Here is a 13,630-nt window from a genome sequence, read left to right on the forward strand (position 1 = left end):
TATCTATTCCTTACTTTACATTAGCATCCTAAGAAATCAGTTTTTTTCCTTTGCTCACGGGTATGGCCGCCCATTTTGGTGTATTATGCTGTATTTTAGTAACAACGACTGTCATATCATCTTCAATTAAACCAGATCTTGTTCGAATAACTTCTTCCATAATTAAATCGGCAATTTCTTGAGGATCTTCGGTTTCCAATTCGCGAATTTTCCTTTTTATCCATACTTCATTATTTTCAACAAATTTTGGCCCTTCGAATATACCATCACTCATCATAATTAATATATCCCCTGCTTTTAACTGTTGAGACACAACATCAACATCTAATTCCTGCAACACACCCATTGGTAAATTACCAGATTCAATTTTCAACACTTTATCCCCTCTTTTAATAAAGCTCGGCGTTGAACCTATTTTCAAAAACTTGCTGCTTGCATCTTGTAAATCAATGATAGCAAGATCTAATGTAGAAAATACTTCTTCCTGTGTACGTAATGCTAAAACAGAATTCACTGATTTAATGGCCACTTCTTCCTCAATTCCTGATTGTAAAATTTGCTGTAATAAGCGGAGTGTTTCATTGCTTTCGTAATGGGCACGTTCACCATTCCCCATACCATCACTAATCGCAACCGCATACTTACGTGACCCTAATTCAATCATCGAATAGCTATCTCCCGAAATAAATCCTCCTCCTTTAGCGGCATGAGCCACTCCCGTTTCTACCACAAAAGCTTTTGCAGACCTAAAGTTTACATAACCAAGTCCTTCCGGATAAGAACTGAAGTCTTGTTTTTGAACGACAATTGTTTCTTCTAATATATCTGATAACATTGGTGCGATGATTTTTTCACATTCTCCATATCCACTATACTGGGATAAGGCAATATCTATATCAACATTCCCATCCTCAAGATTGTATATTTCGACCTGATCAATTTCCAATCCAAAATCTTGTAAAGCCTCTAAAATCATTTCCTCCTGTTTTTGATGATTTTCTCTTTCTCGTTGAATTTCTTTTGCAAAATCCCCCATTACTTCTGACACACCTTGAAGTTGCTCAGCTACAAGCTTTCTGCTTTCCTTAATTTGTTTTTTTAGTTTCTGATTTGCTTGAAACAAAGTAAGTTCATGCAAAATTGCGTCCTCTACTTTCTTCGCCCTTACGCAATGTTTCTCTAAATTCATATGAACTCGATGTGAGACAGTACCATTTCCTTCCTCTAAATCATGCATAGTCTCTTTCATTAAGTCATATGTTTGATTGAAGTTTTTAGCCCAACATTGTTCTTTTTTGAAACAAGTCTGACAAGTTTTTTCTGTAATATTGCTGAAAAAGTAGTCCAATTCACGATCTTCATCTTCTTCAACGTTTAATTGATCATACTGTTGGAAACTAGTTGAAAGTGCATGAAAAACAGAGGAGAATTGCTCTACCCTTTGCACTGTAGCATCACGAATTTTCTTCATATATTGTTGTTGTTCTTGAGTATACTCAGCTGTCCCTGGAATATGTTTCGCTAATTTCGTTACAATGCGATTTGGTGTTAAAAATAACAGCAAAATACTAATACATGTTTCATAAATATTAGTAGATAGCGGGGTATTTGTTTCCCCATACATTCCAATTAATACTGTCGCAATAAACAGACCGATGGCGGCTCCAAACCGCTTCCCTTCTTTTAAGAGTCCACTTAATAAGCCCGCAAAAGCAAGTAAGCTCATTTGATAAAAACTTGTTACATTCGCCAAGCTAAATATCAGCCCTGTCACAACGCCTACGGTCGATCCTACAGTCGCCCCACCAACAAACGCAAAAATTAACACTAAGTATCTTGATAAAATATGTTCCACAGAAAGATCGTATAGCGACCAACCGATTGTACCAGTAAGTACAGACGCAAGCATAATGATAAGACTAATAACTTCCTCGGTTTTAAATGTTCTTTTTCGTTTTGTTTGTGCTAAAATCGGAATGCTTTGCATAAATATAAGAGCAAGAACAAATGTTAAACCTGCCTCAACAGCAGTCATTAAACCATCATATAATGTAAAATGGAAGGATTGTTCAATATAGGTATAGGTACACTTCGACAAGAACGATACAGCTAACACGTAATGTGGTAAAACTTTTAACTCATCTTTATGGAATCTTGAAAATAGCCGGAATACGATTAAAAAGATAAAAATAGATGCAAAAGTATAAACCCCGTTACTGATAGAAATGGTTAATGCTCCAACTACTAAGCCTAATAATGCCATCGGGGAATGATTTCTTTTCATAACATAAACGGAAGCAAAAAATGGTAAAGAAAATGGTGTTAAATGAGATAGGATGAGCGCTCTACCGAGTAGAAATCCAACAATTAATAAGCTGATGCCCTTGTGGAGAAAGATATGCTCAAGTTGTGCTTGAAGTTGTCTGAATCCTTTACTTACTTCCATCTTTGTCTCTCTTAAATCCACACTACTACCTGGTTCAATCAAACTATTTTCTACTTTCTCCATTATCAATACACTCCCTCACTTTGTTTGTTAAACCGTATTATAAACTGGACAAGTTTAGAAGTTTGTCAAAATAGCAGATAAAATTAAAAGAAAAGTTCGACTTCTTTTTTCGCAATAAAAAGGTGATTTTACAAATTTCTTCAAAAGATTATGTTGACAATAAATAATAAAATGTGTAATATAGAACATGTGCTTTTAATATTATGGCGGCGTAGCTCAGCTGGCTAGAGCGTACGGTTCATACCCGTGAGGTCGTGGGTTCGATCCCCTCCGCCGCTATCATTCAAAAACTGGTTTATACCAGTTTTTTTATTTTTATACCGAAAAAATACATCCTGTAATAAAAAAAGAGTCAATCCGATAACAATCAATGTCTATCGGATTGACTCTTTTAATGTCGCAACCTGCTATATATATGAATAGACAGCAAGTTAACCTCTTCTAGCACCACGGCCACCGCGTTTAGATTCTGTATTGCGTTTTAATGAAGATAAGCGATCTTCACTATCTTTCAAGAAACGCGCCATTTTTTGTTCGAAATCTTCTTTTACACGGTGATTATTTGTACGATTATTTCTTTGTGGACGGTGATTTTGGTGATTTTGATTACTTTGTTGCTGAGTTTGTTCCTTCGCCTTACGAATGGATAAACCAATTTTTCCATCTTTCTCAACATTAAGGACTTTAACCTCTACAGCATCACCAACTTTTAAATGCTCGTTGATGTCCTTTACATAATTATCAGCAACCTCACTAATATGCACAAGTCCTGTTGAGCCATCTGGCAATTCGACAAACGCCCCAAAATGAGTGATGCCTGTTACTTTCCCTTGTAACTTGCTGCCTACTTCGATTGACATAAAAAAATTTTTCCTCCTTAAAAGATAAAAAATCGACCTTTTATATATTATAACGAACATCAAAAAAGAGTGTCAATAAGACACGTCTTCTTGCTTATTTTTCTTTTTGGAATTTGAATCCGGAATATTAAATATTATTTCCCCTTTTTCTGAAAGGAAATACTCACTTCTAGCGAGCTTTGCAATATAATCATTATCATTTAATTTCACAATTTGGTTTTTTAAAAGCGCTTGTTGTTTATTGATTGCTGCAACAGTATGATCAAGTTTTTCCTTTTCAGCCTTTTTTGCCTCTAATTGATGATTTCGGGTAATGTAAGTTGAAATCATGATGTATGTAATCACACCCGCTATGACAGTAAACAATGCCAAGCGACGAAAAAGCAGTTTGCGTCTTTTTGCAATAACTTTTTCTTTTACTTTTTGGTTTTGGATATATGCATTTTCCATCGAGGCAATGTTACGTTTCAATATAAAACCTCCTTCCTTATTGATAACAAACAAATGCATAGTGTAAATATTAAATAGATATTGATAGATTTTATTGGCGCCGTTAAATAACTCTGTTAATGTTACGTGATTTGTGACATCGAGATCTCCACAAATCACGTAATTTGTTCATCAATTTTATCTTTATATTTAACAAAGTTTATTTATGAAATATGCGCTGTATCCATTCTTTTATATATACATTAATATTCTTTAACCAGCGCAGTTTTCCTGCAAAACTAACAAAAACATTTTCAATCCATCGCTTCATCCCTTTAGGCATTAAATAACTTAGTGCAGCAAAAAGCCAAAGCAACGGTTTAAAGATTATCTTTATTACCCATATTAGCATTTTCATCACAGTTTTTACAATAGTATAAAGGAGCTTAACTGACCCTGTCAGCAACGAAATAAAAAGTAGTATCAATCCTTTAATTGGTTGATATATAAGGGTGCGAACAAGATTTGCAAGAAAATGGATCATTGTTTTAATAATAAATATAAAGGACTCTAATAACTTTAAATAGATTTCTCGCATCAATGCCTGATATGCAGCAAAACCGCACAAAATCGCAACAAAAATATAAAAACGGACTTCACCAAAATTTATCATAAACAAGACATAAAAGAGAACGAGTCCTTGGAAAATCCAAAAGAATAAATCATGTATAAAAACGATCCATCTCTTTCTTTTTTTTCTTTTTAAAAAACGATTATACGTATCGAGTGTTCCACCAAAAAAGCTTCCCATAGCAATCATGGCAAGCATTGTATAAAATTGCGTTGTAAGGCTCATCGAAACAATTTGCTAAAGAGCCCTTTAGCTTTCTCCCCGTGATGTTCGTCTAAGTAAATAAGATCAAATATTTTCCCTTTGATGGACACCACACCTTTATCAACATCTAAGTTCTTCATTTGCAGATTTTGTCCGCGAATCGCTAAAAATCCCATTACTGTTTCTAATAAAAATTCCTCATTATCAAAGCTTTCAACTTGTTTAACTCCTGTAATGTCTAAAAGCTTTCTCCCCCGCATAATGACATCATGCTCTTGAAAGTCCGATTTGCTATTGGACGGAACATTATAAAAATCACTCATTCTGATCCCCGCTTTCCTTGTCCAAACTTGTTATATATGTATGCCCACCAACAGCAAAAAAGAACAAGCCCAAAATAGAAAAGCCGAATTTGAATGATGAACCCAATTCATATAATCAATCAACCCTATTTTGCGGAGAAAAAAATAGATTGACCTCTTTTAAAGGCCAATCTGTTATAAACTAATACATTAATCCTCATTCACACGTTTTTCACTGATAATTGTATACATATCAGCAGCTTCATCTTTCCGTGTCGTTTCCTTTAGATGGACAACTTTAGCGGTAACTACTTTTTGTCCAAAACGAATTGTAAGCTCATCGCCAACTTTTACATTCGAGCTGGCCTTTGCCTGAATACCATTAATTTGAATTCTCCCTTGGTCAGCAACTTCTTTCGCCAATGTTCTCCGTTTAATTAGCCTAGAGACTTTCAAAAATTTATCTAAACGCATTGCAACTGTCATAATTTATCACCTCATATTTATTCTCGATCTTTTGCTTCAGTCCAGAATTGATCAAGCTCTTCTAAAGTAAAATGTTCAAACGGCTGTCCACTTTCGTTTACTCGTTTTTCTATATATTGAAACCGTCGAATAAACTTTTCATTTGTCCTCGTTAAAGCTTCTTCGGGATAAATTTTAAGTAACCGCCCTACATTAATTAGGGCGAACATCATATCTCCAAATTCATCCAATTGTTTTTCACGATGGTGATTTTCCATCTCAATTTCAAACTCCCGTATTTCCTCTTGGACTTTCGACCATGCATCCTTGGCATCTGCCCAATCAAAACCAACTTTAGCCGCCTTCTTTTGCAGTTCATATGCCCGTATTAATGCAGGGTAGCCTTTTCCAACTCCCTCCAATAATGAAACATGTTGCTCATTCGTTCGTTCAGTCGCTTTAATCTTTTGCCAATTAACCATTACTTCATCGGCATTTGAAACTTGAGCATCACCAAAAACGTGTGGATGTCTCCGAATCATCTTTTCAGAAATTGTCTGGATTACATCCTCTATAGCAAACATTCCATCATCCTCGCCAATTTGCGCTTGAAGCATCACTTGTAAAAGAACATCACCAAGCTCCTCAATCATGTGATCAATATCATCTTCATCAATTGCCGCCAATAGTTCATAGCATTCTTCTATAACATATTTTTTTAAAGACACAGCAGTTTGCTCTTTATCCCATGGACATCCATTTGGTCCTCGTAAATCTTTAATAATTTTTCGCAGCGTTGAAAATTCCCGTAAATCTTCTTCAGCCAAAGGAGGGACATATAAACTTGTTAAATTATTTAAAGAAAATTGCCTGTCTAATTCATAAAGCGGAACATATGTAACTGTCTCCTCACTACTGCCAGCCGCTACAACAATTGCTACTTTATGCTCATCAGGATATTTCTCCATTAATGTAAGTTTTACATCAGAAGCGATAAAAGCATCGTACACTTGGCCAATAATAACATGTTGATTTGTTCGAATATCATCTTTCTCTAAATCCGTACCATCTAAAAGCTGAAATCCTTCAATTGGATCTACTTCGACGGCTGTAAACAAGGCATCGATGAAACTTTGTCCCCCACCAATTTTCACATTCACATTCTGATCTGCTGCATGTTGCAGTAATAATTGAACCGTTTTTTCTGCTACTAGCGGATGACCGGGCACAGCATAGATAAGATCACCAAGTTTACTTTCTTGAAATAATATACTTGTGATTTCTTCATACACTTCTTCAAACTGATCATGTTGCTCATAAATATAATCAAATGATTTAAATTCCATACCCTCCAGCTGTAAAGCATCAACAACTGGATGCTCCTTCGTCCGTAAAAACACACGTTTATTCGATATTAACTGCTTATAAATGCCCAGAGGCAATTGATTAATATCTCCTGCTCCTAAACCGAGCACAGTTATGCTATGTCCCATATTTATCCCTCCATATTTTCTTTCTAATAGCGAATAGTTTCCTTCCAAATGGTATTAGATTCCACTCGTTTTCTGTTAATACGTTTAAATATAAAATGGTCAGCAAGTACACAATCCCGCCGAAAAGGACACCGCCAAGCGCCTCTATAATGCTGAGTTTTCTAGAAACAACACCGCAGCTAGTAAATATGTATAGCCATCCTCTTAAAACAAGCGTCATGAGTCCAAGCCCAACAATCACTTTTCCGTAAAATGGAAATGAGATTGCATGAAATTTAAGTTTTCTTAACTTCATAAGGAAAAGAACGGTTATAACAAATAATGACAGGACTGTGGATATCGATGCCCCCATTGTTCCAAAATGCGGAACAAACCATTCATTTGTAAAATACTTCAATATTCCCCCAATGCCGACATAAATGGCCGGAAAATAGACATACCCAAATCCTTGGAAAATACCTGTCATTGTTAAAATGGCTGTACTAAACAAAATGGAAAGAGAAAAAACAGCTAAAACTGATGATCCGCTTTTATTTTCAAATAACATCGTATTTGCCGGTTCAATTAGATTAATTAAACCTATTGTAGCACCAGCCCCCACTATTGTGCTTACCTTTAGTGCTAATTGCACTTTTTCCTCCAATAAGATCCGTTGCCCACGCTTATATTCATCTGTAATAATCGGGACTAATGTTAAAGCAAATGATGTGGCAACGACGGTTCCCAATTGCAGAAATGGTTGTCCTCTATCATAAATTCCTTTAATTGTTTTAGCATCATTAGAACTTATTCCAGATTCCCTTAACAAAGAAAGTAAGTTAAGAGAATCAATAAGTTGAAATAGCACTAATAAAATCGCGCTTATGCAAATGGCAGTTCCTTCGAACAAAAGAATTCTGCTAATTCGAAGCAGTTCTCTCCACTCGATCGCATTGCTTAAATGATTATACTTATTTGTTTTATAAAAAAAAGTGATTAGAACAATGCATGATACCAACCCGCCGCATACAGAACCAATGATGGCTGCTTTACCGGTTGTATATAAGGAAAAACCTCCCTTTACCATAAAGAAAGAAAATAGTAAGATCCCTGCTACACGTACCGTTTGTTCTAAAACTTGCGAAAATGCTGTAGGAATCATTTCTCCGTGACCTTGAAAAAATCCTCTGACAGTTGAAATGATAGGGAGAAACAAAAAAGAGAAAGCAACCGTCTGGATTAATGGACTCAATCTTTTGTCACCCATTGATTGGGCGATTTCATGCGCCCCGATATAAATTAAAAAAAATAAAAAGAGTGCAATACTCAATAACACTATAAATATCATCTTCATTAAGCTTCTATAGTCTTTTTCACCGGATGCTCTTCTTTCAGCGACAAGTCTTGAAATCACAACAGGAAACCCCGAGGTCGCAAGTGCAATAACAATTCCATATAAAGGATATACTTGCTGATAAATATAAAAACCAATATCCCCAACAATATTTTGGAAAGGCACTCGATAGATCGCGCTTAAAATTTTTGTAATGATTGAGGAAATAGTTAGAATCACTATGCCTTTCATAAAGATTGCCGAATCTTCTTGTTTCACAATATTTTTTCTACCCTTTCATGGTACATTGAATCACTCGATTAATCTTTTTAACTAAACGTTCCCTATACTAAAATCTTTTGTATTATAGCATAAATTGAATCATTTCTTCATTTGAAAATATAAAACGAGTATTCACTATGGAATACTCGTTAATCATTATCAATATATAAGATCTGTTACTGTTCCATCTGCCTTGCTAAAAACCCAGAAGCTGTTTCCGCTGCTTTGTGTTCAACTTCACCAAGCACTCGATCTTTTGAAAAAATCACAACAGCCCCAATCGGATCTCCACTTGCAACAATAGGCGCTATTGTATATGAGGCTAATTCATCCTCATAGCCGTCGACTAATGCAAGTTGCCCTTTTTCGGTAACAAGAACAGATGTTCTTTCCTCCATTACCTTTTCAACTACTTCGCTATTATTTTTATTTAAATAATCTTTTTTAGATCCGCCGCTAATGGCAATGACGGAGTCCCGGTCACAAATCAACACTGGGCTTGATAAACTGTCATATAATGCCTCTGCATATTCTTTTGCAAAATCACTTAACTCACTAATTGGTGAATATTTCTTAAGAATGACTTCCCCATCACGATCAACAAATATTTCTAATGGATCTCCTTCTCTAATTCGAAGAGTTCTTCGGATCTCCTTTGGAATAACTACTCTTCCTAAGTCATCAATACGGCGAACAATACCAGTTGCTTTCATCTTATGTTGCCTCACTTTCATTAAATGATTTTTAATCATTCATCCACATAAAAAACATCAATCTTTTACCTTCGTTGACATTAGTATCTTTCATCTAGAAAGTTCTATACATTAAGTTTTATTTTTCTGTTATTACTAGCAAATGTATTTATTACCAATTGTTAACTGTACTATCCGTTTCCCGATTTTCTATCTAAACAAACGTCATTTAATCAAATCCGTTGAGCTAACTTGCACTAATAGCGAACGATCAGGAAAAATGAATCAGCCATTACAACGCAGGAGACGGACATCATTGCATAAATAAAGAAAGAGCCAGCTACAGCACTGCTATTGCATACAATAGCACGAAAAATGCTGCGCTTAGCTCTTTCATATATTTTTACTTATTTTCCGCTAACTAACGAAGTATCAGTTCTTTGCTTTTTAATATTCTTTAATGCCTTAATCATTTCAGAACAAGTCTCTAACCATTGTTCCTCTTCCATACCATTAATTTTTAATGTGATTTTAAACTGACTTCCTTCCATTCCAAAACCAACAGATCGGCCAAATTTATTAACGATGTCGATTACTTTTGCTCCATCTATTTGTGAAGTTCCCTCTTCAGAAACTAGAATGGTGATTAATTGTTTTGTTTGCTTAATAGATTCTAGCAATGCTTCTTGTGCATGAACTTTCATTGTTGCAATTGTAAATAAATAATCCACTTGTTTTGGATAATCACCAAAACGGTCTATCATTTCATCTTTCAGCTCATGAATATCTTCTATCGAATCGATTCCTCTAAAACGTTTGTACATTTCGATCTTCTGATAACCATCAGCAATATAACTATCAGGAATGTAAGCATCAATTTCTAATTCAACCTCAAAATTAGGCTTTTTAACTTGATTTGGATCGGTTCCCTTTCTTTCTTCTATTGCTTCTTTTAACATTTGCGAATATAAATCAAAACCAACTGAGTCAATAAATCCATGCTGCTGGGCACCTAATAAATTCCCGGCACCACGAATAGACAGATCTCGCATGGCAATTTTGAATCCAGATCCAAGCTCTGTAAATTCCTTTATCGCCTGAAGTCTCTTTTCTGCTGCTTCTGCCAGTACCTTATCTTTTCGATACGTAAAATAAGCATACGCAACACGGTTAGAACGGCCTACACGTCCACGCAATTGATATAACTGCGAAAGACCCATCCGATCAGCATCAGTAACAATTAAAGTATTTACATTTGGGATATCAACACCCGTTTCAATGATCGTTGTTGTAACAAGAACATCATATTCGCCTTCTAAGAAACTCAAAATAACAGACTCTAATTGTGCCTCTGTCATTTGCCCATGAGCATACGTAACTCGGGCATCTGGGACGAGCATGGCAATTTCCTCAGCTCTCCGCTCGATATCTTCAATCCGATTGTATAGATAATATACTTGTCCGTCTCGTGCAAGTTCCCGCTCAACCGCTTCACTAATCAAACTTGGATTATACTCCATCACATAAGTTTGAACAGGGAAACGATTTTCAGGTGGCGTCTCAAGAATAGACAAATCCCTAACCCCTAACATAGACATATGCAAAGTACGAGGGATTGGTGTTGCTGTCAATGTTAATACATCTACATTCGTTTTGATTCTCTTGATCTTTTCTTTATGGCTTACACCAAAGCGCTGTTCCTCATCAATGACTAAAAGTCCTAAATCATGATATATGATATCCTTTGAAAGAAGACGATGCGTACCAATCACGAGATCAACGGTTCCATTTTTTAATCCTTTGATTACTTCATTCTGTTCTTTTCTAGATCTAAATCTACTAAGTAATCCAATTTTAATTGGATAGTCTTGGAATCTCTCCTTAATCGTTTCATAATGTTGTTGTGCCAAAATCGTTGTTGGTACAAGAATAGCTACTTGTTTTCCATCCATAATTGCTTTAAAAGCAGCACGAATGGCTACCTCTGTTTTCCCATATCCAACATCACCGCATAATAAGCGATCCATTGGTCGCGATTTTTCCATATCCCGTTTAATTTCTTGAATTGAACGTAATTGATCATCTGTTTCTTTATATGGGAAAGCTGCCTCAAACTCCCGTTGCATATCACCATCCGGCGAAAAGGCAAAGCCAACAGAGGACTCTCTCTCTGCATAAAGTTTCACTAAATCATCTGCAATATCTTGAACTGAAGACTGTACTTTCCTTTTAACGCGCTTCCATTCACTGCCGCCTAATTTATAAATTTTCGGCTCTTTACCTTCTGAAGCAACATATTTTTGTACAAGGTCAATTTGCTCTACAGGCACGTATAGCTTATCTGAACCCTGATATTTTAAGTGGAGATAATCTTTATGCACTCCGTTAATAACAAGCGTTTCTATCCCTAAATATTTACCAATCCCATGGTTAACGTGAACAACATAATCTCCAACATTGAGCTCTGAATAGTTTTTAATTCTTTCAGCATTAGAGAGTTTCATACGGTGAGAAGATTTCTTTACTTTTTTATTAAAGAGCTCCTCTTCTGTAATAACGGCTAATTTAAACATAGGCAGCTCAAAGCCAGTGTTTAAATTCCCCTCAACAATTTGTGGATGATGTAAAATAAGCGACGAACTATCACTCATAATATCCACTTGTATATCATAATCTTCTAAAACATTTTGGAGCTTTTTCACTCTTTCTTGATCCGTGCCAATAAAGACAACCGTAAATTGCCCTTTTTTCCACCGTTCCATCTCGGTTTTTAGTACATGCATTTGTCCATGGAAATTCTGCATTGGTTTACATGATATATTTAAAATATTTTGTGGATTTGTATTTGGCAGATGGCGTAAAAATAAGGATAAATAAATTTTCCTAAGAGTAGTGCTCGCAAGCAAGTCTGGTAATGAATGTGAGACTTCTAGATCATAAATCATCTGCCCTTCTTCAACCATCGCAGTATACCACTCAGCTTCTTCTTTCTCTAATCGTTCATGAATTTCAAGAACACGGCTATATTCATCTAATAGGAAGATACCTCTTGTATCAATGTAATCTAGTAAACTACTTGGCTGCTCATAAATGACAGATAAATATTTATATAATTGTTCCGGCCTTTGTCCATTACGTAACTTTTCTAAATCAAATCCAATATTTTGGGCCAATCGTTCTTTTGTTTTCTGATTTTTTACCTTGGCAATTGTCTGTGATAATTGGCTTTCAACAGTTTTCACTGCTTTTTGCAAAGATGAGCGATCAACTAATATTTCAGTTGCAGGGCCAATATTTACTTCGTTTAATTTCTCCCGTGAACGCTGATCATCAGCTGAAAACGTACGTATTGAATCTACTTCCGTATCAAATAGTTCTATCCGAATAGGGTCTGCCTCGGTAATCGGATATACATCCAAAATACCTCCACGCATGCTAAAATCGCCTGGAGTTGCAACCATATCTACTCGATTGTATCCCATTATAATTAATTTTTGTAAAACATCATCTAAGGAAATATCTTTCCCTACTTTAAAGTGAAGTTGATACTTGCTCCAAACTGATTTTGGTGGCAGCATTTTTCTGAGTCCGGCCATTGGTACAATAATGACACATTTTTCATTCCTTGTTAAAGCGTTTAATGCTTCAATTCTTTGTGCTTTAAGTTCCGGACTGGCTACCCCTAACTCAGCGGCTATCAGTTCATTTGCTGGAAAAAGGTAAAGAGAATCTTCCTCCATTAATTGTGATAAATCATCATACATTTTTTGAGCTTGCAATAAATTATAAGTTAATACGATAGTAGAATGATTCAGTTGGTCATAAATAGACGATATAAACAAGGCTCTAGCTGAACCTGATAATCCTGCTACAAGCTGCTCCTTAAATCCTTCACGCAGTCCTGTAACAACCGATTCAATTTCATCTTGTTTTATAATGATATCCTGTAGTTTGTTCAACCATGCCACTCCTCTCTGCGTCGAAACAAGATCTTTCTATTATTACATTATTTTAAAAAATTGAAAATTGGGAAAATATTTTTTTATAATAATGGTTAAGTTCAAATATTTAGCTGCTCGCTTTGTTAATGCCATTGTATTAAATAACTGAAAGGCACAATTCATCGACTAAAACGACAAGCCCACATAACAAAGCGAAACAGAAAAATGCTTTGGAGTTTACTTCCAAAGCGATTTATTGGATTAAATAATCACATTCATGAAAATGAGGGAAACGCTCTAATGCCTCATGACAATCGTCACAAATAGCTTTTATATGAATATCCCCATTAGGTAAATAAGAAATCATCTCTTGCCGCTCTTCATTTGATAAAAGATTGATTCCCATCTTTTCAGCATGAATGCCTCCATCAATACGACCAATTTTTGTTCCACAATGTCGACAATAGTAATGGATTGCCATATTGCGGGCCTCCTTATCATAAAAAAGAT

General features: G+C 35.6%; 11 protein-coding genes and 1 tRNA gene. 1 reads left to right on the top strand and 11 read right to left on the bottom strand.

Features of this window, described 5'->3' with window-relative positions; translation table 11 throughout:
- Positions 1 to 28: 28 nt before the first annotated feature.
- Positions 29 to 2,509: a stage II sporulation protein E gene (gene spoIIE / locus G4D61_RS14485; RefSeq protein WP_025730308.1), complete on the bottom strand. Its 2,481-nt coding sequence runs from the start codon at positions 2,507 to 2,509 to the stop codon at positions 29 to 31.
- Between the two features lie 205 nt (positions 2,510 to 2,714).
- On the opposite strand from spoIIE, the gene G4D61_RS14490 reads away from it, so the two are divergent.
- Positions 2,715 to 2,788: transfer RNA gene (locus G4D61_RS14490), tRNA-Met, on the top strand.
- Positions 2,789 to 2,940: 152 nt separating this feature from the next.
- On the opposite strand, the gene G4D61_RS14495 is transcribed toward G4D61_RS14490, so the two are convergent.
- From G4D61_RS14495 to fin, 10 genes are all read right to left on the bottom strand, one after another.
- Positions 2,941 to 3,369, bottom strand: a complete 429-nt coding sequence (locus G4D61_RS14495) for a S1 domain-containing RNA-binding protein (protein WP_025730310.1) — start codon at positions 3,367 to 3,369, stop codon at positions 2,941 to 2,943.
- A 72-nt stretch (positions 3,370 to 3,441) separates the two neighbouring features.
- Positions 3,442 to 3,840, bottom strand: coding sequence for an FtsB family cell division protein (locus G4D61_RS14500; protein ID WP_231473090.1), 399 nt, complete (start codon positions 3,838 to 3,840; stop codon positions 3,442 to 3,444).
- Between the two features lie 178 nt (positions 3,841 to 4,018).
- The gene (gene yabQ / locus G4D61_RS14505) at positions 4,019 to 4,654 is read right to left on the bottom strand and encodes a spore cortex biosynthesis protein YabQ (protein WP_025730314.1); all 636 of its coding nucleotides are present in this window, start codon (positions 4,652 to 4,654) and stop codon (positions 4,019 to 4,021) included.
- Positions 4,651 to 4,956 (bottom strand): sporulation protein YabP, encoded by a 306-nt coding sequence (yabP, locus tag G4D61_RS14510; protein WP_025730316.1) that lies wholly within the window; start codon positions 4,954 to 4,956, stop codon positions 4,651 to 4,653. The genes yabQ and yabP overlap by 4 nt, the downstream gene beginning before the upstream one ends.
- A gap of 189 nt (positions 4,957 to 5,145) precedes the next feature.
- Positions 5,146 to 5,409, bottom strand: a complete 264-nt coding sequence (locus tag G4D61_RS14515) for an RNA-binding S4 domain-containing protein (protein ID WP_025730317.1) — start codon at positions 5,407 to 5,409, stop codon at positions 5,146 to 5,148.
- A gap of 29 nt (positions 5,410 to 5,438) precedes the next feature.
- Positions 5,439 to 6,893, bottom strand: a complete 1,455-nt coding sequence (yabN, locus tag G4D61_RS14520) for a bifunctional methyltransferase/pyrophosphohydrolase YabN (protein WP_163174205.1) — start codon at positions 6,891 to 6,893, stop codon at positions 5,439 to 5,441.
- Positions 6,883 to 8,484 (bottom strand): putative polysaccharide biosynthesis protein, encoded by a 1,602-nt coding sequence (locus G4D61_RS14525; protein ID WP_367613780.1) that lies wholly within the window; start codon positions 8,482 to 8,484, stop codon positions 6,883 to 6,885. The genes yabN and G4D61_RS14525 overlap by 11 nt, the downstream gene beginning before the upstream one ends.
- Before the next feature lie 179 nt (positions 8,485 to 8,663).
- On the bottom strand, positions 8,664 to 9,200 hold the full coding sequence (spoVT, locus tag G4D61_RS14530; protein WP_025730323.1) for a stage V sporulation protein T: 537 nt from the start codon (positions 9,198 to 9,200) through the stop codon (positions 8,664 to 8,666).
- 386 nt (positions 9,201 to 9,586) lie between these two features.
- Positions 9,587 to 13,138 (bottom strand): transcription-repair coupling factor, encoded by a 3,552-nt coding sequence (mfd, locus tag G4D61_RS14535; protein WP_025730325.1) that lies wholly within the window; start codon positions 13,136 to 13,138, stop codon positions 9,587 to 9,589.
- A gap of 235 nt (positions 13,139 to 13,373) precedes the next feature.
- Positions 13,374 to 13,601, bottom strand: a complete 228-nt coding sequence (fin, locus tag G4D61_RS14540) for an anti-sigma-F factor Fin (protein WP_025730327.1) — start codon at positions 13,599 to 13,601, stop codon at positions 13,374 to 13,376.
- Positions 13,602 to 13,630: the final 29 nt, after the last annotated feature.

The organism is Heyndrickxia ginsengihumi, assembly GCF_011008565.1.
Taxonomy (GTDB): domain Bacteria; phylum Bacillota; class Bacilli; order Bacillales; family Bacillaceae_C; genus Weizmannia; species Weizmannia ginsengihumi.

Bases quoted from the DNA above. Each gene is read 5' to 3' on its own strand.
- spoIIE (WP_025730308.1), bottom strand. From the start codon at position 2,509: ATGGAGAAAGTAGAAAATAGTTTGATTGAACCAGGTAGTAGTGTGGAT.
- G4D61_RS14495 (WP_025730310.1), bottom strand. From the start codon at position 3,369: ATGTCAATCGAAGTAGGCAGCAAGTTACAAGGGAAAGTAACAGGCATC.
- yabQ (WP_025730314.1), bottom strand. From the start codon at position 4,654: ATGAGCCTTACAACGCAATTTTATACAATGCTTGCCATGATTGCTATG.
- yabP (WP_025730316.1), bottom strand. From the start codon at position 4,956: ATGAGTGATTTTTATAATGTTCCGTCCAATAGCAAATCGGACTTTCAA.
- G4D61_RS14515 (WP_025730317.1), bottom strand. From the start codon at position 5,409: ATGCGTTTAGATAAATTTTTGAAAGTCTCTAGGCTAATTAAACGGAGA.
- yabN (WP_163174205.1), bottom strand. From the start codon at position 6,893: ATGGGACATAGCATAACTGTGCTCGGTTTAGGAGCAGGAGATATTAAT.
- spoVT (WP_025730323.1), bottom strand. From the start codon at position 9,200: ATGAAAGCAACTGGTATTGTTCGCCGTATTGATGACTTAGGAAGAGTA.
- fin (WP_025730327.1), bottom strand. From the start codon at position 13,601: ATGGCAATCCATTACTATTGTCGACATTGTGGAACAAAAATTGGTCGT.